This window comes from Pseudomonas sp. MWU12-3088, from assembly GCF_023242405.1.
GTDB classification, from domain to species: domain Bacteria; phylum Pseudomonadota; class Gammaproteobacteria; order Pseudomonadales; family Pseudomonadaceae; genus Aquipseudomonas; species Aquipseudomonas kribbensis.
The window spans coordinates 26,034-46,946 of sequence record NZ_JALJEA010000004.1; the positions used below are offsets into that span (position 1 = coordinate 26,034).

Consider the following 20,913-nt stretch of genomic DNA (forward strand, 5'->3'; position numbering starts at 1 on the left):
TGTTCCCAAAACCCTCAAGGGCTGGAACAATGCGGGCCACTTTGTAGAGCGTTTTCGCGGGGGAGTTGCGGGTGCAGATTCAGGGACATTACGAGCTTCAATTCGAAGCGGTGCGCGAAGCCTTCGCGGCACTGTTCGACGATCCCCAGGAACGTGGCGCCGCGTTGTGCATCCGGGTCGGCGGGGAAACCGTCCTCGACCTCTGGGCCGGCACCGCCGACAAGGACGGCAGCGAAGCCTGGCACAGCGACACCATCGCCAACCTGTTCTCCTGCACCAAGACCTTCACCGCCGTCACCGCGCTGCAACTGGTGGCAGAAGGCAAGTTGCAACTCGATGCGCCGGTCGCCCGTTACTGGCCGGAATTCGCCGCTGCCGGCAAGGAATCCGTGACCCTGCGCCAACTGCTTTGCCATCAGGCCGGGCTGCCGGCCCTGCGCGAATTGCTGGCCCCCGAAGCCCTGTATGACTGGCAGACCATGGTCGACGCCCTCGCGGCGGAAGCCCCGTGGTGGACGCCGGGCACCGGTCACGGTTATGCCGCGATCACCTACGGCTGGCTGATCGGCGAGTTGCTGCGGCGGGCCGACGGTCGCGGCCCGGGTGAATCCATCGTGGCCCGAGTCGCCAAACCTCTAGGGCTGGATTTCCATGTCGGCCTGGCCGACGAAGAGTTTTACCGCGTCGCGCATATCGCCCGTGGCAAAGGCAATGTCGGCGATGCCGCCGCCCAGCGCCTGCTGCAAGTGACCATGCGTGAGCCGACCGCCATGACCACCCGTGCCTTCACCAATCCGCCGTCGGTGCTCACCAGCACCAACAAACCGGAATGGCGGCGCATGCAGCAACCGGCGGCCAACGGCCACGGCAATGCGCGCAGCCTCGCCGGGTTCTACGCCGGTCTGCTCGACGGCAGCCTGCTGGAAAGCGAAATGCTCGACGAACTGACCCGGGAACACAGCCTCGGCGAGGACAAGACCTTGCTGACGCGAACCCGTTTCGGTCTCGGTTGCATGCTCGATCAGCCTGACGTGCCGAACGCCACCTATGGCCTGGGCCCAAGGGCGTTCGGGCATCCGGGGGCGGGCGGTTCCATCGGTTTTGCTGATCCGGAGCACGATGTGGCCTTCGGATTTGTGACAAATACCCTGGGGCCGTACGTCTTGATGGATCCGCGCGCGCAGAAGCTGGCGCGGGTACTTGCCACTTGTCTGTAAAACGTTACTGGAGGTTCCAGGGCCGGAACCTCATTCGGCTTTTCGATTCAAAGCGTCTGTTTATCCGGGCGAAAGTCCTCTGATAGTCCATTACTAATTTTTGTGGGTTTCCAATGTCGTCCAAACAAACTCTCGCTCTGGCCCTGTGTTTCGCGATCACCGGTTGCGCTCAGACTCCCAAGAATGACGCCGATGGCGGCAGTTGGTGGCCGTTCGGTTCCTCCGACAAGGTTGCGGCCAAGGAGCCGGCTCCAGCGCCAGCACCGGTGAAACCCGCCGCTACCGCCCCTGTCGCCAAGACCGAGAGCAGCAGCCACTGGTACTGGCCGTTCGGCTCCGACGATTCGGCAGACAAGGCCAAGGCCGACGTGAAGCCCGAAGTCAAACCGCAAGCCGCGCCTGCCGTTGTCGCCAAGGCTGATGCCGATACCGGCAGCAAGTGGTGGTGGCCGTTCGGCGGCAAGTCCCAGGACACCGCCAAAGCCGTGCCAATGCCCGACCCGAAAGTGACCCAGGCCTGGCTCGACGACTACGAGCCGCGCCTGCGTGAGGCGATCAAGGGCAGCAACCTGCAATTCGAGCGCCGTGAAAACGTCCTCGTGGTAACCGCGCCGGTTGAAGGTTCGTTCAACCCGAAACGCCCGGCCATGCTGTTGCCGGTAACCCTGAGCCCGTTCACCAATATCGCCAAGATCCTCGAAGCCGACCCGAAAACCGCGGTCCTGGTGCTGGGCCACAGCGACAACGCCGGTGTCGCGGCAGACAACACCAAACTGAGCCAGGAACGTGCCCAGTCGGTGGCGGCAATCTTCCGCCTCAGCGGCTTGCAGCGTGATCGCCTGATGTTGCGCGGCATGGGCGCCGATGCCCCGCGTGCGGCCAACGACAGCGTTGAAGGTCGTGCCCTGAACCGTCGCGTCGAACTGCTGGTGACCCCGCAAAACACCATGGTCGCGCTTCTGAGCAAGTACAACATGCCGGCACCGAAGCCGGTGACCATGGTCGCGGCCCAAGACGTCAAGCCAGTCGCCAAGCCTGTGACTCCGGCACCTGCGGCGAAGAAAGCCGCTGTTCCGGCCAGCAAAAAGGCACCGGCCAAGAAGGCCGCAGCCAAGGCTCCAGTGAAGAAGGCCCCGGCGAAGAAAACCGCTCCAGCCAAAGCCGCCGCCAGCGACAAGAAAGTCGCGGCGACCGACGCGGCAAAACAGTGATCCGCTAACGAAAAGGAATGCGCCATGACCCAGGCTCTGGCAGATATGCGTCGTGATTACACCCGGGACGGCCTGACCGAGGCGCAAGCCCCGGCCGAGCCTTTTGCGCTGTTCCACCAGTGGTTCGCCGACGCGGTGAAAACCGAGCAGGCGCCCGTGGAGGCCAACGCCATGACCTTGGCCACGGTCGATGCGGACGGGCGTCCGCACTGCCGCATTCTGCTGCTCAAGGGCCTGGACGAGCAGGGCTTCACCTTCTTCACCAACTACGAAAGCGCCAAGGGCCAGCATCTGGCCGCGAATCCGTTCGCGGCCATGACGTTCTTCTGGCCGACCCTGGAGCGTCAGGTGCGCATCGAAGGGCGAGTGGTGAAGGTCACGCCGCAGGAGTCCAACGCCTATTATCAGGTGCGTCCGCTGGGTAGTCGTCTGGGCGCCTGGGCTTCACCGCAGAGCCGGGTGATCAACGGCCGGGGTGAACTGGAAGATTTGCTCAAGGCCACCGAGCAGCGTTTCACCGACACCCAGCCTGACTGCCCGGAACACTGGGGCGGTTACCGTTTGCTGCCGGAGCGCATCGAGTTCTGGCAGGGGCGCGCCAGCCGTCTGCACGATCGCCTCAACTACCGTTTGCAGGGCGCCGACTGGATTCTTGAACGTCTGGCACCTTAAGCAGTCTACCGAGCGGGATAGCCTGCCGCAGCGGCCTCAAGCCACTTCGGCAGGTCCCGACGCCTGATCTTCTGTGATCGGGCTTGCGCCAGCCGTTCGAGCATGTAGGCGCGTTTGCCTTCATCCTTGCCGGCCAGCGACAATGCCAGATCGCGGTCCATCCAGCGTTTGATCCGCACGTACAACCACCAGTGGAAGTACAAACCGGCGACGGTTGTGACGACAATGATGAAGTAATCCATGAAAATCCTTGGGGTCGGCGGCGCAAGCTTTGTATTTTGGCGCTACTGTTGGGTGAGTTCGTGGAGGCCCTGTACCGGGCCTGAATGAAACCAAATTTATCCGGGCGGCGCCGTGACAGGCGTCAAGCTGCGGAGTTTAATGAATACCTGTCCTTTGGAGTTGATCCTATGCGTAAGTCTGTTCTGCTGGTTGCTTCCTTTTCCACGATGGCGATGTTGCTTGCCGGCTGCCAATCGAGCCTGACCGGTGACTCCTACTCCCGTGACGAAGCGCGTCGCGTGCAGACGATTCGCATGGGCACCATCGAATCCCTGCGTCCGGTGAAAATCGAAGGCACCAAGACCCCGATCGGCGGCGCAGCCGGTGCAGTGGTCGGCGGTGTCGGCGGCAGCGCCATCGGCGGCGGTAAAGGCAGCATCGTTGCAGCCGTTATCGGTGCAGTGGCCGGCGGCCTGATCGGTTCTGCCACCGAAGAAGGCCTGACCCGTACCCAGGGTGTTGAAATCACCGTGCGCGAAGACGACGGCAGCATGCGCGCCTACGTGCAGCAAGTGCAGGAGAATGAAGTGTTCCGCGTCGGTGAGCGCGTGCGGATTTCGACTGTCGGCGGGACCAGCCGCGTTTCGCACTAAGCGGGAACGAGCGGTAAAGGAAAACCCCGATCAGGTGACTGGTCGGGGTTTTTTATTTGCCTTCGAATTGACGATCAATATTCGGCACGGGTGCCCACAAAGTATTCCAAATCCTTTGGGAGCCTGACGTTTAAAAGGTTCTCTAGAGCGGTTATCTGATCTTGATTCAACAACAACTCGCCTGGCTCAACCTCGCTAAGAGGTTTGGATTCTGAGAGCTGGGCAACTTTTTCATTCATCTCACTACCCGTGATATCCAGCTCGAATTGCAAAGAGTCGTCTTGAACTTCATCAGGGAAGAAGCCGGTGATCGAAAGGTAGCGCATTAAGGTCAATCAGCCTGTCTGTCGGTATTAACTGTAGTCAAACGAAATTTGATAGTCGTTGATACTCAGAGCGATTTGATGTTGAAAGTACGGCTGAATGGTCGCAACCCACTTTTCGACGACGTTGAAGCTGCCATTATTGATGTTGCCCTCCACAGGAATGCCTAAGGCATTCAGTACTGATTCATCATCCCCCAGATCTTTCGACGACTCCTCGCCTTGGAATTGCTGGGTTGCTGTGTTGTACCACTCCAGTCTTAGTTCCAGTCCCATTTCTTCCTCACAGATATCTTTTTTTGATGCTTCTTTCTTTTATAGGCCCTTCGCGTTGCTCACCTGTGTAGGGATCGAAGGCTCCCAGGTGAGTTCCATCGCTTCGGTACATTTCTAACTCTCCATGTCTTGAGTCCCATTCGTAAATTTTCTTTCCCTTAGCATCAGTCCAGCGCTTGCGAAGTCCTCCTCCACCCTGAACCGGATTCATGTCTTTAACTTTTTTCAGGTCTGGAAATGCGGTGATTTGGTCTGTCTTCGGCGGTTTATGGTAGCTATGGCCTGCAGGTGCCAAGCCTTTGCGTGATGTGTTCAGTACAACGTATAAAGGTTTTACTCCCGAGCCTGCCGGAAACACCAATATGAAATCCCGATACTCCGGCGGATAAACCGGGTTCACCAGAATCCCGTCCGCCGCTTTCGTCGGTGGGTACACCCAGATATGCGGTGCCTGCGGAGCGGCTTCCAGCGCAGGGATGCCGAGGATGTCGGAGCCGTCCACGGCGGGTGTCCAGATCAGTTCGATGCCTTCGCCAAGGTCTGCGACAAACCGGTTATCGCGTGCAGTGAACTGCACGACATCGACCATTTCCCAGTCGCGGTTCTTGCCGGTGTAGAAGCCGTAACCCTTGAGGCTGCCGTCGGCCTGCTGTTCGACGTGCAAGCGCACGCGGGTTCGAGCCTGTTTGAGGGCGCGCAACTGGTCTTCGGTGTAGAGGGCGCTGTCGCCGAGGGTTGGCGTCCAGAGCGCAGCGACCAGGCCCGAGAGTAAGGCAGCTCCGCCCGCCCCGAGTGCCGTGATCGTTGGAAGCGCGAGTGCCGGTGCCCTGAGTGCAAGTCTGCCGATTTCGAGTGAAACCGTGCTGCCGCTGATGGTTTCAAGATTCAGCAGGCCTGCATCGTCAACTTCACGAGCACCGAGCCAGACGACCTCGCCGTAATCCTTCAGGCTGTCCGTCGGCACCATCCCCGAAGGATTCGCGTAATCGATGATCGCGTCCGGCAACTTGCAGGACTTGGCGAATGTGCAGCCGGCGCGTACCGGTTCAGGCTTGTTCGCCGCGACCTCTCGGCTGCGTTCGAAAGCATCCTGTCTCGCCAGCATGGCGTCGTACTTGTGTTGTCGCTCGTCCTGATCGGCCAGCTCGGTGGCTGTCAGGTAGCGGTAGGTGACGTGATGCCCGTCGCCTGCCGGTGGGTTGGGAACCCGGGGAATGTCCTTTTGACCAGCCACTGATTGTCCTTTCGTTCATGCATCGGCAGCCCCTCGAAAGGGGCTGCACGACGTTAACGAAGCAGGAAAAGCGTGGCTGTAGGACGCGTCTCTAAAGACGTGGGGATTGTTCGCTACGGCATCAGGAAGGTAGCGCGGTGTTCTTTCTGCTCGCCGCCAGGGTCACCGCATAACCGATCAATGCGGCGAACACCGAGCCGGTGAGAATGCCCATCCGGTCCATTCCGGCGTATTCGCTGGCACCCGGCACGAAGGCCAGCGAGCCGACAAACAGGCTCATGGTGAAGCCGATCCCGCAGAGTATCGCCACGCCCAGCACCTGACCCCAATTGGCGTTCTGGGGCAGGGCGGCGATGCCGGTTTTCACGGCGAGCCAGGTCAGGCCGAACACGCCGATGGTCTTGCCCAGCAACAGGCCGACGGCGATGCCCATCGGTACGTGGTGGGTGAAGCTTTCGGCGGTCACACCGGTCAGCGACAAACCGGCGTTGGCGAAGGCGAACAGCGGCAGGATGCCGTAGGCCACCCATGGGTGCAGCGCATGTTCCAGGGTCAGCAGCGGCGAAGGTTCGGCGTTTTTCGTGCGCAGCGGAATGCAGAACGCCAGGGTCACGCCGGCCAGCGTCGCGTGGACACCGCTCTTGAGCACGCAGACCCACAGGATCAACCCGATGATCATGTACGGCCCGAGCTTGACTACCCCGAGCCGGTTCATCGCCACCAGCGCCGCAATGCACGCCGCCGCCAGACCCAGCGACAGGGTCGAGAGTTCGCCGGAATAGAAGATCGCGATGATCACGATGGCGCCAAGGTCGTCGATGATCGCCAGGGTCATCAGGAACAGCTTCAGCGACACTGGCACTCGCTTGCCGAGCAAGGCCAGCACGCCGAGGGCGAAGGCGATGTCGGTGGCGGTGGGAATCGCCCAGCCGTCGAGGGCGGCCGGGTTGTCGCGGTTGAGGAACCAGTAGATCAGCGCCGGCACCAGCATGCCGCCGATGGCCGCTGCGCCGGGCAGGACGATCTGCGACGGTTTCGACAGCTGGCCGTCGAGCACTTCGCGCTTCACTTCCAGGCCGATGAGCAGGAAGAACAGCGCCATCAGGCCGTCGTTGATCCACAACAGCAGGGGTTTGGCGATTTTCAATGCGCCGATCTGCGCGACCACCGGGGTGTCGAGCAGGCCGGTGTACAGCCACGACAGTGGCGAGTTGTTGATGATTAGAGCCAGGATGGCCGCGGCGATCAGTAACAGACCGCTGGCAGCTTCCAACTGAAAGAAACGCGTGAAAGTGCTACGCAGAGGCAAGGTCGCTCTCCATCGATAAAGTCAAAAGGTGGGACACCCTAACCCGTACTGTTAGTTGTTAAAACAAAAGTTATATTCTTTTTTGTTATATATGGTTACAAGGCGCATGCCAGACCTGCAGCAGAGCCTAGCAGTTGCCGACGGTATTGAAGTTCAGCTGTATCTGTCAGTGCGGTGGGATTTTTCCTAAGCTTGGGGGCTAAGCCTGTGAAGGCACTTCTGCCCGATTCAACGAGAACAACAGCCATGAGCGACAACCGACAGTGGGCCCGCGAAGCCATCCGGATCATCGAAGCGGACTTCCAGCGCAGCGCCGACACCCACCTGATCCCCTTGCCGCTGCCGGGGTTTCCGGGCATCGAGTTGTACTTCAAGGACGAATCCAGCCATCCCACCGGCAGCCTCAAGCATCGTCTGGCCCGTTCGCTGTTTCTCTATGCCTTGTGTAACGGCTGGCTCAAGCCCGGCGCGCCGGTGATCGAGGCCTCCAGCGGTTCGACGGCGATTTCCGAAGCGTACTTCGCGCGGATGCTCGGGTTGCCGTTCATTGCGGTAATGCCGGCGACCACCTCCAAGGAAAAGATCGCCCAGATCGCCTTCTATGGCGGCAAAAGTCATCTGGTGGACGATCCGACGCAGATCTACGCCGAATCCGAACGCCTGGCCCGGGAACACGACGGCCACTTCATCGACCAGTTCACCTACGCCGAACGCGCCACCGACTGGCGGGCGAACAACAACATCGCCGAGTCGATCTTCCAGCAGATGCGTTACGAGCAGCACCCGTGCCCGGCGTGGCTGATTTCCAGCCCCGGCACCGGCGGCACCACCGCGACCCTCGGTCGTTACGTGCGTTATCGCCAGCACTGCACCCGCGTGCTGTGCGCCGATGCCGAGCGTTCGGTGTTCTTCGACTTTTACCAGACCGGTGATGCCAGCCTGCGTCTGGACCACGGTTCGCGGATCGAAGGCATCGGCCGGCCACGGGTGGAAGCTTCGTTCCTGCCGAAGGTAATCGATGCGATGGTCAAGGTGCCGGATGCCTTGTCGCTGGCGGCCATGCATTACCTGGCGCAGCGTCTGGGGCGGCATGTTGGCGGGTCGAGCGGCACCAACCTGATCGGCGCGCTGATGGCGGCGCAGCAGATGAAAGCGGCGGGGGAGTCGGGGTCGATCGTGGCGATCCTGTGCGATGGCGGCGAACGCTACGCAGACACCTATTACGATCAGGCGTGGCTCAAGGCGCAGGGCTACGAACTGGAGGGATTGATGGCGGCCGTGGCGGCGAGTGCCGAGAAGGGAGAGGCGTTGCCGGCCTCGGTGCTGCGCGCCAATATCTAAAGCAAAACGCTGAAATCAATGTGGGAGCGAGCCTGCTCGCGATGGCGGTAGACCAGTCAACATTTCTGTTGAAGGTCAAACCGCTATCGCGAGCAGGCTAGCTCCCACAGGTTTTTGCATTGCTTCAGGTATGGCGTATCAGGCCTCGAGGCCCAGGATGTCACGCGCCACCGCTTCGGCAATCCGGATCCCGTCAACGCCCGCCGACAGAATCCCGCCCGCATAACCCGCGCCTTCACCGGCCGGGAACAGACCTTTGACGTTCATGCTCTGCAGCGACTCGTTGCGCGTGATCCGCAGCGGCGACGAAGTCCGCGTCTCGATCCCGGTCAGCACCGCATCGTGCAGCGAATAACCGCGAATCTGCTTCTCGAACGCCGGCAACGCCTCACGGATCGCTTCAATGGCGAAGTCCGGCAAGGCCAGGGCCAGATCCCCTAGCGCCACGCCCGGCTTGTACGAAGGCTCAACCTCGCCCAGCTCGGTAGACGGCGTGCCGTTGATGAAGTCGCCGACCAGTTGCGCCGGCGCCTTGTAATCGCTGCCGCCGAGGATGAAAGCGTGGGATTCCAGACGCTCCTGCAACTCGATCCCGGCCAGCGGGCCGCCCGGATAATCGACTTCCGGGGTGATGCCGACGACGATGCCGGAGTTGGCGTTGCGCTCGTTACGCGAGTACTGGCTCATGCCGTTGGTGACCACGCGGTTCGGCTCGGAAGTCGCCGCCACCACCGTGCCGCCCGGGCACATGCAGAAGCTGTAGACCGAACGGCCGTTCTTGGCGTGGTGCACCAGTTTGTAGTCGGCAGCGCCGAGTTTCGGGTGACCGGCGTATTTGCCCAGTCGCGCGCGGTCGATCAGCGATTGCGGGTGCTCGATGCGGAAACCCACCGAGAACGGCTTGGCTTCCATGAACACGCCACGGCTGTGGAGCATGCGGAAGGTGTCGCGGGCACTGTGGCCCAGCGCCAGAATCACGTGTTTCGAATGCAGGGTTTCGCCGCTGGCCAGCTCGACGCCGACCAGTTGGCCGTCTTCGATCAGCACGTCGGTGACGCGCTCCTGGAAGCGAACTTCGCCACCCAGCGCACGAATCTCTTCACGCATGGTTTCGACCATGCCGGTCAGACGGAACGTACCGATGTGCGGCTTGCTGACGTAGAGGATTTCTTCCGGCGCGCCGGCCTTGACGAACTCGTGCAGGACTTTACGGCCGAGGAATTTCGGATCCTTGATCTGGCTGTACAGCTTGCCGTCGGAGAACGTGCCCGCGCCGCCTTCGCCGAACTGCACGTTGGACTCGGGGTTGAGCACGCTTTTGCGCCACAGGCCCCAGGTGTCCTTGGTGCGCTGGCGCACTTCGGTGCCGCGTTCGAGGATGATCGGCTTGAAGCCCATCTGCGCCAGCAGCAGGCCGGCGAAGATCCCGCACGGGCCGAAACCGACCACGATCGGGCGCTGGCTCAGGTCGCTTGGCGCCTGGCCGACGAATTTGTAGCTGACATCCGGCGCCACGTTGACGTTGCGGTCATCGGCGAACTTGCCCAGCACCTTGGCTTCGTCGCGCACCTCGAGGTCGATGGTGTAGATGAAGCACAGTTCGGAAGACTTTTTGCGCGCATCGTAGCTGCGCTTGAACAAGGTGAAATCGAGCAGGTCATCGCTGGCGATGCCCAGGCGTTGCACGATGGCGGCGCGCAGGTCTTCGTCGGGATGGTCGATCGGCAGCTTGAGTTCAGTGATTCGTAACATGACAGGATCCGGTTCGCGGGGCGCACAACTGCGCCAGGGCGTTTGAAGGCGGCGATTATAAGCCGCAACGGCCGGATCCCGTGAGGGTAAAACGATCAGTCGTTGCGCGAACCGCCGAAATACCCGCAACCGCGCTGCACCTTGCCGTCGATGCGCAGCTCGGCACTCATGTGCTGCACGCTGCCGGTGTTGCTGTCGACGCAGCGTTGCGGCGCCACCCACAGCTCGATGCGCTGGTTGTTGGCTTCGCTGCTGAGGTTGAAACGACCGTCGCCCAATTGCTCTTCGACGTAAGGCACGGCGAGCGGTGGCTGGCCTTCGCGATCGATGACCATGCCTTTGCCGCTGACCTTGACGTTCCATTCCGGGCCATGGCCGGCGGCGCGCAGGATCAGCTGCTTGAAGTTGGGGTCGTCACAGGCAGTGCCGGAACGTTCGACGCGGTACAACTGGGTCAGGTCGAGACGGTCACCGGCGATCTTCCCGCGCACGTCGGCGAACAGCTTGCCCTGCTGATCGGCCAGGGTGGCGGCCTCTTGCAGAATGCTGGTGCCGCCGATGTCGTTGACCACGTACTGGCGCTGCTCGCCGCACGACTGAAACACCAGTTTGCCGTCGGCAGCGGTCAGTTGCCCCTGCATCCGCGTCTGGCCGACGTGGGAGGCGCTGGTCCGCGCACCGTCGAACAACTGGCACGCGGCAAACAGAGGGAGCAGGGCAACAACGATCAAGGAACGGGCAACACGCATCTTCGGCTCTCCAGACAAGTGCCGCCACGTTACGCAGGCTGACCGTTCATCACAAGGGTTTAGCCCACGTGAAATGTCTGACCTGTCTGCAGGCCTTCGACACTTTTGGCGTAGGCCAATGCCACATCCGCCGCAGGAACCGGCTTGTAGCCGCGGAAGTACGGGGCGTAGCTGCCCATGGCTTCCACCAGCACGGTCGGGCTGATCGAGTTCACGCGCAGGCCACGTGGCAGTTCGATGGCGGCGGCTCGGACGAAGCTGTCCAGTGCGCCGTTGACCAGTGCCGCCGAAGCACCGCTGCGGATCGGGTCGTGACTGAGGACGCCGGTGGTGAAGGTGAACGATGCGCCGTCGTTGGCGAATTCACGGCCGATCAGCAGCAGATTGACCTGGCCCATCAGTTTGTCTTTGAGGCCGAGGGCGAAGCTGTCTTCATTCATGTCACCCAGCGGGGCGAAGGTCACGTTGCCGGCGGCGCAGACCAGGGCGTCGAACTTGCCGGTCTTTTCGAACAGCTTGCGAATCGACGCGCTGTCGCTGATATCCACCTGGAAATCGCCGCTGCTGCGACCGATGCGAATGACTTCGTGACGCTGCGACAGTTCTTTATCCACGGCCGAACCGATGGTGCCGCCGGCACCGATCAACAGAATTTTCATCGTGCTTGCCTCAAGTGATTGAACGAGCTTTCAGTCTAGAGTGGTTTTTTCCACTGATAAGCGCGCTAATGGGCAACCTTTGGTTTTCAAATGGAAACAATCCATGAGCGAGATGGATGATCTGGCGGCGTTCGCGGTGTTGATCGAGGCCGGCAGTTTTACCCTGGCGGCGCAGCAACTGGGGTGCAGCAAGGGGCAACTGTCCAAGCGCATCAGTCAGCTGGAAGCACAGTTTTCCGTGGTGCTGCTGCAACGCACCACCCGTCGGCTCAGCCTGACGGCGGCCGGTGCGGCGCTGTTGCCACAGGCCCAGGCGCTTGTCGTCCAGGTGGAGCGAGCGCGTCAGGCATTGGCGCGTTTGAAGGACGACATGGCAGGCCCGGTGCGTATGACGGTGCCGGTGTCGCTGGGGGAAACCTTCTTCGACGGACTGGTGCTGGAGTTTTCGCAGAAATACCCTGAAGTGCAGATCGAGCTGGAGCTGAACAACAGCTACCGCGATCTCTCCCGCGATGGCTTTGATCTGGCGATCCGTACCGACGTCGCCAACGACGAGCGTCTGGTGGCCAAGCCTTTGCTGGCCTGGCAGGAAATGACCTGCGCCAGTCCGGCCTACCTTGAGCGTTTCGGCGAACCGCTGACACCCCAGGCGCTGGCCGAACATCGTTGCCTGCTCAACAGTCACTACGGCGGTCGCGAGGAGTGGCTCTATCACCAACAGCATGAGTTATTGCGGGTGCGGGTATCGGGGCCGTTCGCCAGTAATCACTACAGTTTGCTGAAAAAGGCTGCACTCGCTGGCGCCGGCATCGCCCGCCTGCCGTCCTATCTGCTGCAGACGGAATTGGCTGACGGCCGATTGCGCTGGCTCCTGCGGGATTTTCAGACCCGGCGCATGCCGATGTACCTGGTGCATCCGTATCAGGGCGGGCTGCCGAAGCGCACTCAAGTGCTGGCGGATTATCTGATCGACTGGTTCAAGCGCAGCGGTGAGGCCCTGGATCGGCTTCAGCGGTAACGTCGGGCGATCAGATGATCGATCGACAGTTTGCCCGGGCCAGTGGCCATCAGGTACAGCAACACTGCAGCCCAGGTGCCGTGGGTCGGGTAGGCATCGGGATACACGAACAGCTCGATGACCAGCGTCATGCCGAGCAGCGCCAGCGCCGAGAATCGCGTAGCGAAGCCGACGAGGATCAGGATCGGGAAAAAGTGCTCGGCGAACGCCGCCATGTGCGCGGCGATTTCCGGTGACAGCAGCGGCACGTGGTATTCGCTCTGGAACAGCGGAATCGTCGAGTCCGCCAGATGTGGCCAGCCAATCTGGAATGTGCCGTCGATCAGGTCGATGGCCAGTCCCTCGACCTTGGTCTGCCCGGATTTCCAGAACACCGCCGCAATGGAGAAACGCGCGATGAAGGCGATCAGGCTGTGCGGGATTTTTTCCAGCAGCGCGATGGCGCGGGCAATGAGGTTGTTCATGGCGAAACCTTGTGATGTAAGTGAGTGATGGCGTGGCGACTGATCAACAGGGCGAGGGTCTGGCTGAGATCGAAGGCTTCTGCGGATTCCAGCGCCTCGGTCAGTGACAGGCCGGCCTTGAGCTGGCGAATGAACGGGTTGACGCCGGGATCCACGGCGAACACCTCGACCTCCAGGCCGTTGCGCAGGATCAGCGCGTGCTGGGCCTGATTCAGTTCGATGCCGGCCAAAGTGGCGTCTTGCTGGTGCGCGGCCCAGATATCCACCACGGCAAAGGCTGAATCGAGCACATGCAGCGAAGGATGCAGACCGATTCGCAGATTGCTCAGAGCCTCTTGATCGGCGAAGGCAGCAATCTGTTCCTGGCTCAACGGCAATGCATCGGCGGCGTGATAGGCCAGCGTGCGCAAGCGCTCCAGCCGCGCGACATCGGCCAGATAAGGCACGCTCGACGCTGGCTCGAATCCGCTGATGAAGTCCGCCAGATCACTGCCGTAGTCGCTCATCAACGGGCTTCGTGGTGGGTGGTTTTGAATGAAAACGCCGACCATGGCGCGGAAGAACTCCTCTCCCACCAACTGCCTCACCACGGGATAACTGTCGGCCAGTGCATTGCTCAACGAGCCTTGCACGTTGTTGCGGTACACCGCGAATCGACTGGCCGGATCGGCCCCGTTGGCGCTGCACAATCCGTCGGGGCAGGGCAGGCCGACATCGAGCAGTGCGGCGCTGAACACGGCTTGGTTGCTCATGGCCGACCTCCTGCGCAAAGCAGAAGCGCGTCGGCCTGTTGCGCCTCGGCCATCAGTACGTCGAAGGCCGGCACCTGATTGTCCCGTTCGATCAGCGTCGCCACCGGGCCGACGCGCTCCAGCGCCTGGCGATATAACGACCAGACGTCCTGATCGATCGGTGCACCGTGATCGTCGATCAGCAAGCGATCACCGAGGCTGTCGGAATCTTCGGCAAACCCCGCCAGATGGATCTCGCCCACCGCGTGCAAGGGCAGTGCGTCGAGGTAAGCCAGAGGGTCGCGTTGATGGTTGATGCACGAGACGTAGACATTGTTCACGTCCAGCAACAGACCGCAGCCGCTGCGCCGGATGACTTCACGGATGAAATCCGCTTCGTCGATCGTCGAGCGCTCGAACGCCAGATAGGTCGCCGGGTTTTCCAGCAGCATCGGACGCTTGAGGGTGTTCTGCACCTGGTCGATGTGATCGCAAACGCGATTCAGCGTCGGCGTGTCGTAGGCCAGGGGCAACAGGTCATTGAGAAACACCGGGCCGTGAGTCGACCAGGCCAGGTGTTCGGAAAAGGAGTGGGGTTGATAACGCTCGATCAGCGCGCTCAGGCGTTTGAGGTGTTGCACATCCAGCGGGCCTTCGGCACCGATGGACAGGCCGACACCATGCAACGACAACGGATACGCCTCGCGGATCAAACCCAGAAAGTGATGAAACGGGCCGCCGGCCACCATGTAGTTTTCGGCGTGGACTTCGAAGAAACCGATGTCCGGTAGAGAGCCGAGCACTTCACGAAAGTGCCCGGTCTTGAGCCCCAGCCCGGCACGGGGCGGGAGCCCGGTGAGGGCTGCCCGAGTGCGGGGGGAGGCATGGTCGCAGGAAGTGATCATGATCGTCACTCGGGCAGGCCGTGGATCAGGACTTGGCCTTGAAGGCTTCCATCTGACCGAAACCGGTCGGCGAAGTCTTGCTTTCGGTGGTGGTGCAGGTGCCTTTCGGAACGAACTTCCAGGAATTGGCCTGGTAATCCATTTTCGCCGTGCCTGCGCAGGTGGTGCCGGCGCCGGCGGCGCAGTCGTTATGACCTTTCATGGCCACGCCGAAGCATTTTTCCATGTTGCTGTTGTCGGCAGCCTGGGCGGTCGAAACGGCGGCCATGCTCAGAGCAGAACCAAGGGCCAGAACCAGGGCGGTGGCGGACAGGGTGCGGGTGGTAGCAGTCATGATGTTTCTCCGGTTTCAACTTGGGTTGGAACAAGCGATGTGCGCTTGCTTACCCCTCTAGAGAAACGACCTGACGATGCGTTACAGCGATCGCAAAATAATTTTCAAAGCGTAAAAAAAAACGGCCCGAAGGCCGTTTTCTGTTTAACGCAATTGATCAACCGCCGAGGTACGCCTCGCGCACTTTCGGGTCGGTCAGCAGCGCTTCACCGGTGCCTTGCATCACCACCCGGCCGTTCTCCAGAACGTACGCACGGTCGGCGATTTTCAGCGCCTGGTTGGCGTTCTGCTCGACCAGGAACACCGTAACACCGTCCTTGCGCAGTTGTTCGATGATGTCGAAGATCTGCTGGATGATGATCGGTGCCAGGCCCAGCGACGGCTCGTCGAGCAGCAGCAGCTTCGGCTTGCTCATCAGCGCCCGGCCGATGGCGAGCATTTGCTGTTCGCCGCCGGACATGGTGCCGCCACGCTGGTTGAAGCGTTCTTTCAGGCGCGGGAAAAGTCCGAGAACCTTGTCCATCTGTTCCTGATAGTCGCCCTTGTCGGTGAAGAAGCCGCCCATGGACAGGTTCTCTTCGACGGTCAGTCGGGCAAACACCCGACGGCCTTCCGGCACCACGGCAATGCTCTTGCGCATGATCTGCGATGAGTCCTGGCCGACCAGTTCCTCACCCATGTAGCGGATGCTGCCGCTGTGGGCCTGCGGTGAACCGCAGAGCGTCATCAGCAGCGTGGACTTGCCGGCACCGTTGGCACCGATCAGCGTCACGATCTCGCCCTGGCGGACTTCGACGTTGACGCTGTGCAGGGCCTGGATCTTGCCGTAGAAGGTGGAAACGTTTTCGAACTGCAGCATTTACGCTTCCCCCAGGTAGGCTTTGATCACTTCAGGATTGTCGCGAATCTGTTCCGGTGTGCCGTCGGCCAGAGGCGTGCCCTGGTTGATCACGACGATGTGGTCGGAAATGCTCATGACCAGTTTCATGTCGTGTTCGATCAGCAGCACGGTCACGTTGTGCTCTTCACGCAGCACGCTGATCAGCGCCTTCAGGTCTTCGGTTTCCTTCGGGTTCAGACCGGCGGCCGGTTCGTCGAGCATGAGGATCCGTGGACGGGTCATCATGCAGCGGGCGATTTCCAGACGACGCTGCTGACCGTAGGCCAGGGTGCCGGCCGGACGGTTGGCGAACTCCTTGAGGTTGACCTTGTCCAGCCAGTACTCGGCGTACTCCATGGCCTCGCGCTCGCTTTTGCGAAACGCCGGGGTCTTGAACAGGCCGGCCAGGAAGTTGGTGTTCAGGTGACGGTGCTGGGCGATCAACAGGTTCTCGACCGCCGTCATGTCCTTGAACAACCGCACGTTCTGGAAGGTACGCACCACGCCCTTGAGGGCGATCTTGTGGCCTGGCAGGCCTTCGATCGGCTCGCCATCGAGCTTGATGCTGCCGCCGCTCGGCTTGTAGAAACCGGTCAGGCAGTTGAACACGGTGGTCTTGCCCGCGCCGTTAGGCCCGATCAGCGCCACCACTTGTTTCTCTTTCACGGTCAGGGCCACGCCGTTGACCGCCAGCAGGCCGCCGAAGCGCATGCTCAGATTTTCGACTTTCAGGATCTCGCGGCTCATTTGCGCAGCTCCATGTGAGGACGTTGCATGGGCAGCAGACCTTGAGGTCGCCAAATCATCATCAGCACCATCAGGGCGCCGAACATCAGCATGCGGTACTCACTGAACTCACGCATCATTTCCGGCAACAGGATCATCACGACCGCCGCCAGTACCACGCCCAGCTGCGAGCCCATGCCGCCCAGCACCACGATGGCGAGAATGGTCGCCGACTCGATGAAGGTGAAGGACTCCGGCGTCACCAGACCCTGACGGGCGGCGAAGAAGCTGCCGGCGAAACCGGCGAAGCAGGCGCCCAGGGTGAACGCCGAGAGCTTGATGATCGTCGGGTTCAGACCCAGCGCGCGGCAGGCGATCTCGTCCTCGCGCAACGCTTCCCAGGCACGGCCCAGGGGCATGCGCAGCAAGCGGTTGATGACGAACAGCGCGAACAGCGACAGCAACACCGCGATCAGGTAAAGGAAGATCACCTTGTTCACCGGGTTGTAGGTCAGGCCGAAGTACTCGTGGAAGGTCTGCATCCCCTCTGCGGCCGTCTTGTCGAAGGTCAATCCGAAAAGCGACGGCTTGGGAATGTTGCTGATGCCGTTCGGGCCGCCGGTGATGTCGGTGAGGTTACGCAGGAACAGACGGATGATTTCACCGAAGCCCAGCGTCACGATCGCCAGATAGTCACCGCGCAGGCGCAGTACCGGGAAACCGAGCAGGAAGCCGAAGGTGGCCGCCATCAGTCCGGCGATCGGCAGGCAGATCCAGAAGCTCAGGCCGTAGTAGTGCGACAGCAGCGCATAACTGTAGGCACCGACGGCATAGAAGCCGACGTAACCGAGGTCGAGCAGGCCTGCCAGGCCGACCACGATGTTCAGGCCCAGGCCGAGCATCACGTAGATCAGCACCAGCGTCGCGATATCCACCGCGCCGCGAGAACCGAAGAACGGCCAGACCAGTGCACCGATGATCAACGCAATGATGATCCAGCGTTGGGTGGTCGGCAGGGTCAGGAAGCTGCTGGCCTTGGCCGGCATCTTCGGCAGGCTCGGCGAGGACTTCCACGCCGCACCGATCTGCTGGTCGAACAACACGCGCAGGAACATCAACACCGAGCAGACGGCGATGGTGATCAGTGTCGAGGTACTGGTGCCATGCACTTCGAGGTTGATGCCGACGATGGTCAGCTTCAGACCGAGTACCGGGTAGGCCACCGCCCACACCAGCAGGGCGCTGAACAGCGCCTGTTTAAGATTCCTAGTCATACTTTCTCAACCTCCGGACGACCCAACAGGCCGGTTGGCCGGAACAACAGCACCAGAACCAGCAGGCCGAACGCCACGACGTCCTTGTACTGGTCGCCGAAGATATCGGCACCAAAGGCTTCCGCCACACCGAGCACCAGTCCGCCGAGCATGGCGCCGGGGATGCTGCCGATGCCGCCCAGTACCGCGGCGGTGAAGGCCTTGAGGCCGACGAGGAAACCGGCGTTCGGATTGATCACGCCGTATTGCATGCTCAGCAGCACGGCCGCGACGGCCGCCAGCGCAGCACCGATGACGAAGGTCAGGGCGATGATGTTGTTGGTGTTGATGCCCAGCAGGTTGGCCATCTTGATGTCTTCGGCACAGGCGCGGCAGGCGCGGCCCAGGCGAGAGCGGGAGATGAACAGCGTCAGGCCGAGCATGGCGACCAGGGTCACCACGAACACCACGATTTGCATGTAGGAAATCAGCACTTCATGTGCGCCACCTGGCCCGATGGAGAAGTTGCCGGGGATCAGGTTGGGGATGGATTTGTCCTTGGAGTCTTGCGCCAGCAGAACCGTGTTCTGCAGGAAGATCGACATACCGATGGCGGAGATCAGCGGGATCAGACGGTTGCTGCCGCGCAAGGGGCGGTAGGCGACCCGTTCGATGCTGTAACCGTAGGCACTGGTCACGACGATGGTTGCGAGAAAAGCGGCGGTCATCAACAGCGGAACGCTGTCGAGTCCCATCATGGACAGCCCGGCGATGGCGATGAATGCCACGTAGGAGCCGATCATGTACACCTCGCCATGGGCGAAGTTGATCATTCCAATGATGCCGTAGACCATCGTATAGCCGATGGCGATCAGGGCATACGTGCTGCCAATGGTCATGCCATTAACCAGCTGTTGGAAGAAGTGATAGATGTCAGGCATTACAGCGCTCCTAAAAACCTGATACGCATTTCACTGGTGGAGTCATTTTCCCGCCCGGCCCCGTGGATCTTTATCCACTTCGAATCCGGGTTTTGCCAGCGAACCGCTGATGACGGTTTTGAGATTTTCAGGTGGGGAGACTGGCGGATCACGCCAGCGCGGCCCAATACATTCGTAAAACAAAGCCCACGGCACGCCGTGGGCTTTATTGGCAGTCAGTCAGGCAGCGCCTTACTGAGGCGAAACTTCGGTTTTAGGTTTGCCGAAGTGCCACTCGTAGACCACGAATTTGAAGTCCTTCAGGTCGCCCTTGGCGTCGAAGCTCAGGTCGCCGGTAGGGGTCTTGAAGGTGCCTGCGTGAATGGCGGCGGCCACTTTGGCAGGGTCTTCGGATTTGGCAGCGGTGATACCCTGGGCAATCACTTCAACCGCCGAGTAGGACGGGAACACGAACGGGCCGCTCGGGTCTTCTTTCTTCGCCTTGAAGTCTTCAGCCAGCTTCTGGTTGGCCGGATCCTGGTCGAAGGACTTCGGCAGGGTCACCAGCAGGCCTTCGGATGCGTCCTTGGCGATCTGCGAGATGGAGTCGTTACCCACGCCTTCCGGACCCATGAACTTGGCTTTCAGGCCTTTTTCCTGGGACTGACGCAGGATCAGGCCCAGCTCCGGGTGGTAGCCGCCGTAGTAGACGAAGTCGACGTTGGCTTGCTTGAGCTTGGAGATCATCGAGGAGAAGTCTTTGTCGCCGGCGTTCACGCCTTCGAACACAGCAACCTTGACGCCTTTGCCTTCCAGGGTTTTCTTCACGGCGGTGGCGATGCCTTCGCCGTATTGCTGTTTGTCGTGCAGGACAGCAACGATTTTCGGTTTCACATGATCGGCAATGTAGTTACCGGCGGCAGGGCCCTGGGCGCTGTCCAGACCGATGGTGCGGAACACCATTTTGTAACCACGGCTGGTGATGTCCGGGCTGGTGGCAGCCGGGGTGATCATGATCACGCCTTCGTCTTCGTAAACGTCCGAAGCAGGCTGGGTGGAGCTGGAGCACAGGTGACCGACCACGAACTTGACGCCGTCGTTGACGACCTTGTTCGCAACGGCTACCGCTTGTTTCGGGTCGCAAGCGTCATCGTATTCAACGGCTTCGAGCTTCTTGCCGTCGACGCCGCCCTTGGCGTTGATCTGTTCGATGGCCATTTTGGCGCCACTGAACTGCATGTCGCCGTACTGGGCTACCGGGCCGGTTTTAGGGCCGGCGATACCGATCTTGATGGTGTCAGCTGCGAACGAATGGCTGGCAACCCCGGCCAGTACCATAGCGGCAAACAGTTTGGAAATCTGCTTAGTAGCCTTAGTCATAGTGCTCCACTCTTACTGTTGTATTTTTTTAGAGTCCTGACGCCGTAGCAGCAGAACCGGGCTGGGTATCTTCGCGATACCGTCCGGAAATGCCCCCGGCAACTGTACCGGTACAGTGTAGAGCGCCGGTTGTTGGCCTGGGAAGCTGGCGCCCAGGGGCAAATTCTGGAGATGTCGCTTTAATGAAAGAAAAAGACAGAATTGCGGCGGGGCTTTCAGAGGGCTTATGCCCCAATCATCAGCATTCCTTGGCTTTCCTGCGCTTTTCGTTCGGTACAGCCTTTTGCTACCGGGTTTTTCTGCCGGACCACCGACGTTATCATTCGCGCCGATTTCTTTTCCGGACAGTCCCATGAATCAAGAACCTAGCACCCTCTATGCCAAGCTGCTTGGTGAAACCGCATCTATTACCTGGAAAGAGCTGGAGCGCTTCTACGCCCAGGGTGCCCTATTGTGGGTCGACGCTGACCTGGATTTGATCGCCGTGGCCGAGGCCGTGGCATCGGATCAGGGCGAGAAAGTCGCTGCCTGGCTGGCCGAAGACAAGGTCGCCAAGCTGTCTGAAACGCGGGCGCTGGATATTTTCGAACGTGATCCGCAAATGTGGGCGGTGGTGGTGCGGCCGTGGATTCTGGTCCAGGAAAGGGCGTCGGCCTGAGGGGTTGCACCTCGTTGGTGCGCATG

At 60.9% G+C, this 20,913-nt stretch carries 24 protein-coding genes; 7 read left to right on the forward strand and 17 right to left on the reverse strand.

Annotation, left to right across the window (positions count from 1 at the left end; all coding sequences use genetic code 11):
• Positions 1-71: 71 nt before the first annotated feature.
• The 3 genes from M5B98_RS11635 to pdxH all read left to right on the forward strand — a co-directional run bounded on the left by M5B98_RS11635 (position 72) and on the right by pdxH (position 3,100).
• Positions 72-1,217: a serine hydrolase domain-containing protein gene (locus tag M5B98_RS11635; RefSeq protein WP_085712940.1), complete on the forward strand. Its 1,146-nt coding sequence runs from the start codon at positions 72-74 to the stop codon at positions 1,215-1,217.
• Positions 1,218-1,330: 113 nt separating this feature from the next.
• Positions 1,331-2,428 carry an OmpA family protein gene (locus tag M5B98_RS11640; RefSeq protein WP_248742776.1) on the forward strand — a complete coding sequence of 366 codons (1,098 nt, stop codon included), beginning with the start codon at positions 1,331-1,333 and terminating at the stop codon, positions 2,426-2,428.
• A 24-nt stretch (positions 2,429-2,452) separates the two neighbouring features.
• Positions 2,453-3,100: a pyridoxamine 5'-phosphate oxidase gene (gene pdxH / locus M5B98_RS11645; RefSeq protein WP_114881709.1), complete on the forward strand. Its 648-nt coding sequence runs from the start codon at positions 2,453-2,455 to the stop codon at positions 3,098-3,100.
• Positions 3,101-3,105: 5 nt separating this feature from the next.
• Here the strand turns inward: pdxH and M5B98_RS11650 are convergent, their stop codons facing one another.
• Complete coding sequence (locus tag M5B98_RS11650) at positions 3,106-3,342, reverse strand: hypothetical protein (protein ID WP_085712943.1); 237 nt, start codon at positions 3,340-3,342, stop codon at positions 3,106-3,108.
• Between the two features lie 168 nt (positions 3,343-3,510).
• Here M5B98_RS11650 and M5B98_RS11655 point away from each other — a divergent pair, with 168 nt between their 5' ends.
• A complete protein-coding gene (locus M5B98_RS11655; RefSeq protein WP_065261914.1) occupies positions 3,511-3,975 on the forward strand; it encodes a glycine zipper 2TM domain-containing protein in 465 nt (154 codons plus the stop codon).
• A 74-nt stretch (positions 3,976-4,049) separates the two neighbouring features.
• Here the strand turns inward: M5B98_RS11655 and M5B98_RS11660 are convergent, their stop codons facing one another.
• From M5B98_RS11660 to nhaA, 4 genes are all read right to left on the reverse strand, one after another.
• Positions 4,050-4,301: a pyocin S6 family toxin immunity protein gene (locus M5B98_RS11660; protein ID WP_248742777.1), complete on the reverse strand. Its 252-nt coding sequence runs from the start codon at positions 4,299-4,301 to the stop codon at positions 4,050-4,052.
• 27 nt (positions 4,302-4,328) lie between these two features.
• Positions 4,329-4,574, reverse strand: coding sequence for a colicin E3-like toxin immunity protein (locus M5B98_RS11665; protein WP_248738102.1), 246 nt, complete (start codon positions 4,572-4,574; stop codon positions 4,329-4,331).
• Between the two features lie 7 nt (positions 4,575-4,581).
• Positions 4,582-5,808 carry an S-type pyocin domain-containing protein gene (locus M5B98_RS11670; RefSeq protein WP_248742778.1) on the reverse strand — a complete coding sequence of 409 codons (1,227 nt, stop codon included), beginning with the start codon at positions 5,806-5,808 and terminating at the stop codon, positions 4,582-4,584.
• A gap of 121 nt (positions 5,809-5,929) precedes the next feature.
• Positions 5,930-7,117, reverse strand: coding sequence for a Na+/H+ antiporter NhaA (gene nhaA / locus M5B98_RS11675; protein ID WP_085729906.1), 1,188 nt, complete (start codon positions 7,115-7,117; stop codon positions 5,930-5,932).
• Positions 7,118-7,363: 246 nt separating this feature from the next.
• Between nhaA and M5B98_RS11680 the strand changes: the two genes are divergently transcribed.
• On the forward strand, positions 7,364-8,458 hold the full coding sequence (locus M5B98_RS11680; RefSeq protein WP_248742779.1) for a PLP-dependent cysteine synthase family protein: 1,095 nt from the start codon (positions 7,364-7,366) through the stop codon (positions 8,456-8,458).
• 138 nt (positions 8,459-8,596) lie between these two features.
• Here the strand turns inward: M5B98_RS11680 and M5B98_RS11685 are convergent, their stop codons facing one another.
• The 3 genes from M5B98_RS11685 to M5B98_RS11695 form a co-directional block, all read right to left on the reverse strand.
• Positions 8,597-10,210 (reverse strand): NAD(P)/FAD-dependent oxidoreductase, encoded by a 1,614-nt coding sequence (locus tag M5B98_RS11685; RefSeq protein ID WP_085729908.1) that lies wholly within the window; start codon positions 10,208-10,210, stop codon positions 8,597-8,599.
• A 95-nt stretch (positions 10,211-10,305) separates the two neighbouring features.
• Positions 10,306-10,959 (reverse strand): COG3650 family protein, encoded by a 654-nt coding sequence (locus tag M5B98_RS11690; protein ID WP_119427242.1) that lies wholly within the window; start codon positions 10,957-10,959, stop codon positions 10,306-10,308.
• A gap of 59 nt (positions 10,960-11,018) precedes the next feature.
• Positions 11,019-11,618 carry a short chain dehydrogenase gene (locus M5B98_RS11695; RefSeq protein WP_085712951.1) on the reverse strand — a complete coding sequence of 200 codons (600 nt, stop codon included), beginning with the start codon at positions 11,616-11,618 and terminating at the stop codon, positions 11,019-11,021.
• Between the two features lie 103 nt (positions 11,619-11,721).
• On the opposite strand from M5B98_RS11695, the gene M5B98_RS11700 reads away from it, so the two are divergent.
• Positions 11,722-12,636: a LysR family transcriptional regulator gene (locus M5B98_RS11700; RefSeq protein WP_119427244.1), complete on the forward strand. Its 915-nt coding sequence runs from the start codon at positions 11,722-11,724 to the stop codon at positions 12,634-12,636.
• On the opposite strand, the gene M5B98_RS11705 is transcribed toward M5B98_RS11700, so the two are convergent.
• The 9 genes from M5B98_RS11705 to M5B98_RS11745 all read right to left on the reverse strand — a co-directional run bounded on the left by M5B98_RS11705 (position 12,627) and on the right by M5B98_RS11745 (position 20,229).
• Entirely contained in the window at positions 12,627-13,100 is a 474-nt protein-coding gene (locus M5B98_RS11705; RefSeq protein ID WP_248742780.1) for a DoxX family protein, read from the reverse strand. The two genes, M5B98_RS11700 and M5B98_RS11705, sit on opposite strands and share 10 nt — an antisense overlap.
• Positions 13,097-13,852, reverse strand: a complete 756-nt coding sequence (locus tag M5B98_RS11710) for a DUF2063 domain-containing protein (protein WP_248742781.1) — start codon at positions 13,850-13,852, stop codon at positions 13,097-13,099. The genes M5B98_RS11705 and M5B98_RS11710 overlap by 4 nt, the downstream gene beginning before the upstream one ends.
• Positions 13,849-14,736, reverse strand: coding sequence for a DUF692 domain-containing protein (locus M5B98_RS11715; protein WP_248742782.1), 888 nt, complete (start codon positions 14,734-14,736; stop codon positions 13,849-13,851). The genes M5B98_RS11710 and M5B98_RS11715 overlap by 4 nt, the downstream gene beginning before the upstream one ends.
• 25 nt (positions 14,737-14,761) lie before the next feature.
• Positions 14,762-15,070: a DUF2282 domain-containing protein gene (locus M5B98_RS11720; protein ID WP_085729915.1), complete on the reverse strand. Its 309-nt coding sequence runs from the start codon at positions 15,068-15,070 to the stop codon at positions 14,762-14,764.
• A gap of 157 nt (positions 15,071-15,227) precedes the next feature.
• Entirely contained in the window at positions 15,228-15,929 is a 702-nt protein-coding gene (locus tag M5B98_RS11725) for an ABC transporter ATP-binding protein (RefSeq protein ID WP_003222380.1), read from the reverse strand.
• Positions 15,930-16,697, reverse strand: a complete 768-nt coding sequence (gene livG, locus M5B98_RS11730) for a high-affinity branched-chain amino acid ABC transporter ATP-binding protein LivG (RefSeq protein ID WP_085712956.1) — start codon at positions 16,695-16,697, stop codon at positions 15,930-15,932.
• A complete protein-coding gene (locus M5B98_RS11735; protein ID WP_114881719.1) occupies positions 16,694-17,950 on the reverse strand; it encodes a high-affinity branched-chain amino acid ABC transporter permease LivM in 1,257 nt (418 codons plus the stop codon). The genes livG and M5B98_RS11735 overlap by 4 nt, the downstream gene beginning before the upstream one ends.
• The gene (livH, locus tag M5B98_RS11740; RefSeq protein WP_085712958.1) at positions 17,947-18,870 is read right to left on the reverse strand and encodes a high-affinity branched-chain amino acid ABC transporter permease LivH; all 924 of its coding nucleotides are present in this window, start codon (positions 18,868-18,870) and stop codon (positions 17,947-17,949) included. Before livH ends, M5B98_RS11735 begins: the two co-directional genes overlap by 4 nt.
• Before the next feature lie 231 nt (positions 18,871-19,101).
• Positions 19,102-20,229 carry a branched-chain amino acid ABC transporter substrate-binding protein gene (locus M5B98_RS11745; protein ID WP_085712959.1) on the reverse strand — a complete coding sequence of 376 codons (1,128 nt, stop codon included), beginning with the start codon at positions 20,227-20,229 and terminating at the stop codon, positions 19,102-19,104.
• 352 nt (positions 20,230-20,581) lie between these two features.
• On the opposite strand from M5B98_RS11745, the gene M5B98_RS11750 reads away from it, so the two are divergent.
• Entirely contained in the window at positions 20,582-20,887 is a 306-nt protein-coding gene (locus M5B98_RS11750; RefSeq protein ID WP_096819503.1) for a DUF2288 domain-containing protein, read from the forward strand.
• Positions 20,888-20,913 lie beyond the last annotated feature (26 nt).